Genomic DNA, 7,007 nt, shown 5'->3' with positions numbered 1-7,007 from the left:
TGACCTTTACCGTACGGCCGTCGGGGAGCTTCACTTCAGCGGGAGCACCGCCTTTTGCCTTGTCATCGAATGTGCGTTGACGCCTAGGTCTTGTGGCGTTGTCGGCACTGAAGTGTCTTGGGTCTGGTGGAGACCGTGATCTCACCGGGAGGACGGATATGGGAGCACCACGGAAGTTCGATCAGTAGACCCGTGAGCCGGCGGTTCGGATGTATCACGACCGTTTGAAGGAGGCGGCCGAGTCGAAACTCGGCGCCAGTAAGCACGTTGGTGGCCTGTTCGACGTCAAACTGCGACGTTGCCCAACTGGATCGAGAAAGACGCCTGCTGGATTCAGGGCCGGGCGCGCAGACGGTCGCCGAGCATGAAGCCGAGGTCCACCGGACTTCGGCGTCAGTTTGCCGAATTGCCTAGAACTAATGAGATTTTGAAGGCTGCTTCAGCGCTTTTCGCAGCGGCGGACATCGACCGCGGACCGCGGTGATCGAGGACACGACATACGATGCCACAGGGCTCCGCCCGGCTCTGTCAGCTACCTCGCGGACGTTATTCTCAACCGCGCGCGATCCACGTCGTCTTGAGTCCGGTGAACTTCTCGATCGCGTGGACCGACAGGTCGGAACCGAACCCCGATGCCCCGAAGCCGCCGAAAGGTGTTCCGGGAGAAAGGGCGTCGACAGTGTTGATCGAGACGGTTCCGGCGTGCAGATTGTCCGACATCCGCAGTGCGCGATCGAGATTCGAGGTCCATGCCGATGCTGCAAGCCCGAACGGAGTGTCATTGGCCAGGGCGACTGCCTCGTCCTCGGAATCGAACGCGATCACCGCCAGCACCGGGCCGAAGATCTCGTCGGTCATCACCGCCGAATCGGCGGGAAGGTCGACGACGACGGTGGGCTCCATGAAGCACCCGACGTCGCCGATTCGGTTGCCGCCAAGTGCTATTCGTCCGTCTTCGCGCGCCTGATCGACGAAGCCGAGGACGAGGTCGAGTTGCTTGCGCGTCACCATGGCGCCCGTTGTCGACGCCGGGTCGAGCGGGTCGCCAGGCAAGTAAGCCCCAGCCTTCTCGACAACCTTGTCGACGAATTCGTCGAGTATTTCGCGCTGCACCAGAAGTCGGCTGTTGGCAGAGCAGACCTCGCCCTGATTGCCGAAGATGCCGAAACAGGCCATCTCTGCGGCGGCGTCGAGGTCGGCGCAGTCGGCGAACACCAGGTTGGGGCTCTTGCCGCCACACTCGAGCCAGACCTGCTTCATGTTCGATTCTGCGCTGTAGGCCAAGAACTTCTTTCCGACCTCCGTGGAGCCGGTGAATGTCAGGCACTGCACGTCGGAGTGGAGTCCGAGCGCACGACCGGCGTCGGCGCCCAGGCCCGGCACGACGTTGAAGACGCCGGGTGGGATCCCGGCTTCGACCGCGATCTCGGCCAAGCGCAGAGCCGAAAGCGGGCTTTCCTCAGCAGGTTTGAGGACGACGGTGTTGCCCGCGGCCAGTGCGGGTGCGACCTTCCATGCTGCGATGTCGAGCGGAAAGTTCCAGGGCACAACTGCGCCGACGACGCCGAGCGGTACCCGGCGAACCATGGCGACGCTGCCGTCGGCGGTCGGGGGCAACTCGCCCGGGATCTTGTCGGCCACCTCGCCGTAGAACCGGAAAACGGCTGCGGCGCCGGGGACTTCGACCTCGTACGAATCGCGGATCGCCTTGCCCATCTCCAGCGTCACGAGCGTCGCGAGTTCCTCGGCATGCTGTTCGATCAGGGTGGCGAAGCGGATGAGTACCGTCCCGCGCTCGCCGGCGGACAGCTTCGACCAGCGCCCGTCGTCGAAGGCTCGACGCGCAGCGGCGACGGCGACGTCGACGTCCTCGGCGTTGCAGGCGGCGACGGAGGCGAGCACGGTGTCCGTCGCAGGGTTCACGACGTCGAAGGTCGTGCCGGACTGTGCGGAGAGCCACTGGCCATCGATGAACGCCTGGGAGCAGAACGCGATCTCGCCTGCGCGCGCGGACCAGTCGATCGAGGTGAGGTCGGGTAGATCGGTCATGACTCTATCGTGACGGGAAATCGTGAAGCGCGATAGATCAGGCAGCGCCGATTTATCTGACGTTCTACATCGGTCTGGTCGATGTAAGGGGGCGCCGACGTGGTACGGCTGCCCGTCAGCGCCGAGAACGTATAGCGCAACGAGGTCATCTGTTCTCTAGATGTAAAAGTCCGGAACTTTCTGTTTTCCCGGTGATGCTGATCGCCTCGATACTTGCTGAACAGCCCCGACGCCGTGGCCGTGGCTCGCTCCGAACCGCACACCGTGACACCCGCCAGACACACGCGCACAGGCCGATCCAGTGCCGCCCACACAGAGCAGAGGTATCTCCCGATGAACACGTCAACCCAGCCGTCGACGGGCGCAGCGCCGTCGGTGGAGCGCCGCACCATCGACCACATTCCGCACGACGAACGGCACGGCCGCGCGCGCGACATCTTCACCGTGTGGTTCGGCTCGAACATCATGCTGCTGACGATCATCACCGGAGCGCTGGCCACCACCGTGTTCGGGCTGCCCTTCTGGGCGGGCGCGATCGCAGTCGTCGCTGGCAATCTCGTGGGCGGTGTGGTCATGGCGCTGCACGCGGCGCAGGGCCCGCAGATGGGTGTACCCCAGATGCTCCAGACCCGAGCACAATTCGGTTCGCTGGGCAGCCTGCTCGTGGTGGTGCTCGTCGTCTTCATGTATCTGGGATTCTTCGCGTCGAACGCGGTGCTCGGCGGCAAAGCCTTCGCCGAAGTGACCGGGCTGCCGGACAACTGGGCGATCTTCATCATCGGTGCCATCAGCGTCGTCGTGACGATGATCGGCTACAAGCTGATTCACTCCATGGCGGCTGTGCTGTCGGTGGTCGCGGGCCTGGCGCTCCTCCTCGCGTTCGTCTGGATGATCGGTGTCAATGGGTTGCCGACGGATACCTGGCACAGCAGCGGGTTCACCTGGGCAGGCTTCATGGCCACGTTCTCCGCAGCGGCGTTGTGGCAGATCGCCTACGCGCCCTACGTGTCGGACTACACGCGCTATCTGCCGCGCGACACCGGAGTGAAGACGGCCTTCTGGGCAACCTATGCGGGATGTGTTCTCGGGTCGGTACTTCCGATGCTGCTCGGTGTGCTGATCGGCGCCGCTCTGCCCGACTCCGACACCCTCGCGGGCATGGGAACGTTGACCCATGGGATCTCCACGGGGCTGTTCCTCGTCTTCGCCGTCGGTATCAGCGTCACCAACGGCATGAACCTCTACTGTGGCGCGCTCTCCACGATCACAGTGGGACAGAACATCTTTCCTCGATGGCGAGCACAGGCGACGAGCCGTGCAGTCATCGCGCTCGTGCTGTTCGCCATCGCGATGCTGCCTGCTCTGCTCAGTGCAGACGACTTCCTGGCCAACTACGCCAACTTCTTGGCCCTGCTCCTCTGCGTCCTGATTCCCTGGACCGCAGTCAATCTCGTCGACTACTACCTCCTTCGCCACGGCGAGTACGACATCGAATCATTGTTCCGTCGTGATGGTGGCGTCTACGGCCGATTCAACTGGATCGCGATCGCGTGCTACGTGATCGGTATCGGAGTGCAGATCCCGTTCCTCTCGACGACGCTGTGGACCGGTCCGCTGGCGAAAGAGATTGGCGGCGTCGATATCTCGTGGATTGTCGGGCTCGCTGTCATCTGCCCCCTCTACTACGTGCTGATGACCACACGTAAGAGCGAGGCGTTGGCGAGCTCGAACCTGGCGTCAGAGCCGGCGGCATGAGCCATCCTGACAACCTCGGTTCTCCTGACAAGCCCAGTGCCCCTGATATGCCCAGTGCCCCTGATATACCCAGTGTCACTGACTATCTCGTCGTAGGAGGCGGCACGGCCGGCTGCATCGTGGCGGCTCGACTCAGCGAGGACCCCGCGGTGACGGTCACGGTCCTCGAGGCCGGCCCGAGTGACGAGCACGAGCCCCGCGCCCGCTCGATTCGACGGTGGGCGGAGATGCTCGAGAGCGAGTACGACCAGGACTACCGCAGCGTGCCGCAGGAGCGCGGCAATTCCGGAATTCGTCAGGCGCGCATGCACATCCTCGGAGGTTGCGCGACGGCAAACACGATGATCACGTGGCGGCCGCTGCGCGCAGACATCGACGAGTGGGTCGCGCTGGGTGCCGACGGGTGGGATGCGGATACGCTCGGCCGTTGCTTCGACAAGCTCGTCACGCCCATCGCGCCCGTTGCAGAAGCCGACCGCAATCCGTACGTCGCCGACGTCGTCGACGCTGCGCGCTGCGCTCTTGACCTGCCGGCTCGAGCCGGCTGGAACCACGACGCCGACTTCGCGAACACGGGGGAGGGTGCCGGATTCTTCGACATCGGCTACACCCCCGAATCCAACCTGCGATCGTCGACCTCGGTGCACTATTTGCACCCCGTACTCGCCGAGCGATCCAATCTGACTGTGCTGCACCATGAACTGGCCAGTTCGATCATCTTCGACGGCGACCGCGCCGTCGGAGTGCGGACCATCGCGCGAGACGGTAGCGAGAACGATCACCTCGCCTCGCGTGAAGTCATTGTCTGCGCGGGTGCGATCGCTTCACCCGCACTGCTGCAGCGCTCAGGAATCGGTCCGAGCGACGTGCTCACCCGGGCGGGAGTGCCGGTGCGCGTCGTCGCACCCGGCGTCGGTGAGAACCTCATGGATCACGCCGAAGGTCTCATCGTGTGGGAGACCGATCGCGACGTGCCGTCGACGTGCGCCACGGGGTGGGATGCGGGCGCTGCGCTGCGCGTCGACGAATCGAGCCCCGCCCGTCCCGACGTGCTCATGCATTTCCCGGTCGAGGCCGTCGCAGATCATGCCGTCAGCTACGGCGTCGACATGCCTGACCGGATCATCTCGATCGCGCCGAACGTGGCCAAACCGCGCAGCCGCGGTCGGGTCCAGATCGTCGACGACGATCCGTCGACTCCACCGTCGATCGACTACCGGTACTTCACCGACCCCGACGGTGTGGACGAGGCGACGCTCGTGGCGGGCATTCGTGCCGCACGACGTATCGCGGCAACCGCACCGATGTCGAAGTGGGTTGTGCGCGAAGTGTTCCCGGGCGAGGCCCTGCAGTCCGACGACGAACTGTCGTCGGCACTGCGGGCCACGCATCAGACGGTCTACCACGTATCCGGAACCTGCAGGATGGGGTCGGACGACGACCCGATGGCCGTGCTGGACCCATCGCTGCGAGTCCGTGGGGTCAGCGGTCTGCGCGTCGTCGATGCCTCCGTCTTTCCCACGCTCACCTCGGTCAATCCTGTCGGCACCATCATGAGCGTTGCCGAACGCGCCGCAGAGATCATCGCTGCTCAACAGTGATCGGGTTGGTGCGTCGCGACCTTCGTGCGACGAGGTATCCGGCGGTGGCGATCAGTGTGAGCACGGCCAGAGTCCCGAGTGTGAACGCCTCGAAGCGGACGCGTGAGACCTTCCAGGTGTCGAGGAACGCGTAGTCGAGGCCGAACAGGCTCTCCAGGGTGCCAGGGAACACCGCGACCCAGACCCCGAGTGCCGCCCAGAATGTCGCGAGTCCCGCCGCGATGCCCATGCCGATGGTTCCGCCGGGGACGGCGTAGGGCCGCGGCGTGTTCGGATGGTTGATGCGCAGGCGGAATGCCGCGGGAAAGACGAAGAGGTAGGCGATCAGCGACGTCGAGATGGTGATGGTGAGCACCACCGTGAACGTGGCTGCGCTGTCACCGCCGGAGAAGACGACGCCGACGATCATGAACGCCAGGGCGATCACTCCGGTGAAGATGCCGACCCGAATCGGCGAACCCGTCTTGGCGTCGAACTTCGCGAAGTAGGGGAAGAATCCGCCGTCGCCGGCGGCCACCGCCAACGCGCGGTTCGCGGCCATCGCCCAGGTGGCGCCGGTGATTCCGAGCGCGATGATGAACGCGATCACCGCAACCTTCACGAGGATCGACGCCGCTGACCCGTAGACACCGAAGACGGTGTCGAGTGCAGCCATGAAACCGCCGATGCCGGTGATCTTGTCGCTCGGCAACACCAGCAGCAGGGCCAGTACCGGCAGCGCGTAGACCATCAAGCCGATGCATCCACTCATCGCGATACCGCGGGGCACGTCGCGCTGCGGATTCTGCATCTCGCCGCCTGCCTGACTGGGAACCTCGAAACCGACGAGGGAGAACAGGAGCAGCGGTACGAGCCCGAGGAAGCCGCCGAGCGTCGGCGACCAGGTGACCGAGCCGATTCCGTTGAACCCGTGCTGAATTCCGTAGATGACGGTCGTCACGAGGAACACGGCGGCCAGGATCAGCTTGAGGTAGGTCCCGAGTTGCAGCACTGCCCTCGCCCGGCGCATCGACAGCAGCGTCACTGCGACGGCTGCCACGACGAAGAGCGTCTTGAAGAGAAAGTCGCCCGCGGTGCCCGAACCGATCGGATGGATGAACGTGCTCCATGCTTCAGTGCTGATGAAGGCGAGCGACCCGCCGATCCACAACGGGTTGATCGACCAGTACATGACCGTGGCGATGGACGCGGGTAGACGGCCGAAGGCGCGCTTGACCCACTCGAACAGTCCGCCCTCGTCGGGAAATGCGCTACCCAGCTCCGAGGTGACGAGGCCGTACGGCACCATCCACAGCAGCGCCAACACGACGAGCCATGTGAAGGTCTCTCCGCCGAAAGACGAGATCTCGCCCACCATGTCGAGGCTGATCAGTGCCGACAGGATCATGATCGGAACATCGAAGCGACGCAACGAGTGTCGGAGGTTCGGCCCGCCTTGTCCGAGGTCGGGGTGAATCTGCCCGGGATGCGCCTGTGTGGGATGAGCCGGTGTGGAAGGTGCCTGGGCGGCGGGTGTCCGTCCCGGGTCGGAATGCGAGAGTGTCATGGAGGTACTCCTGGATGGAAGTGGATTCTTCGCGCGGCGTCAGATAGCCGTCGGGA

General features: G+C 64.4%; 4 protein-coding genes. 2 read left to right on the top strand and 2 right to left on the bottom strand.

Annotation, left to right across the window (positions count from 1 at the left end; all coding sequences use genetic code 11):
- Positions 1 to 552: 552 nt before the first annotated feature.
- A complete protein-coding gene (locus GOSPT_RS14495; RefSeq protein ID WP_005207126.1) occupies positions 553 to 2,049 on the bottom strand; it encodes an aldehyde dehydrogenase family protein in 1,497 nt (498 codons plus the stop codon).
- Between the two features lie 333 nt (positions 2,050 to 2,382).
- Between GOSPT_RS14495 and GOSPT_RS14490 the strand changes: the two genes are divergently transcribed.
- Both GOSPT_RS14490 and GOSPT_RS14485 read left to right on the top strand, forming a co-directional pair.
- A complete protein-coding gene (locus tag GOSPT_RS14490) occupies positions 2,383 to 3,804 on the top strand; it encodes a purine-cytosine permease family protein (RefSeq protein WP_005207124.1) in 1,422 nt (473 codons plus the stop codon).
- A 47-nt stretch (positions 3,805 to 3,851) separates the two neighbouring features.
- Entirely contained in the window at positions 3,852 to 5,405 is a 1,554-nt protein-coding gene (locus GOSPT_RS14485; RefSeq protein WP_039856113.1) for a GMC family oxidoreductase, read from the top strand.
- Here GOSPT_RS14485 and GOSPT_RS14480 read toward each other — a convergent pair.
- Positions 5,386 to 6,951 (bottom strand): APC family permease, encoded by a 1,566-nt coding sequence (locus tag GOSPT_RS14480; protein ID WP_005207122.1) that lies wholly within the window; start codon positions 6,949 to 6,951, stop codon positions 5,386 to 5,388. The two genes, GOSPT_RS14485 and GOSPT_RS14480, sit on opposite strands and share 20 nt — an antisense overlap.
- Positions 6,952 to 7,007: the final 56 nt, after the last annotated feature.

Source organism: Gordonia sputi NBRC 100414, from assembly GCF_000248055.1.
Taxonomy (GTDB): Bacteria; Actinomycetota; Actinomycetes; order Mycobacteriales; family Mycobacteriaceae; genus Gordonia; species Gordonia sputi.
Note: the sequence above shows the minus strand (reverse complement) of the source record. Positions and strands in the feature narration are given on the sequence as shown.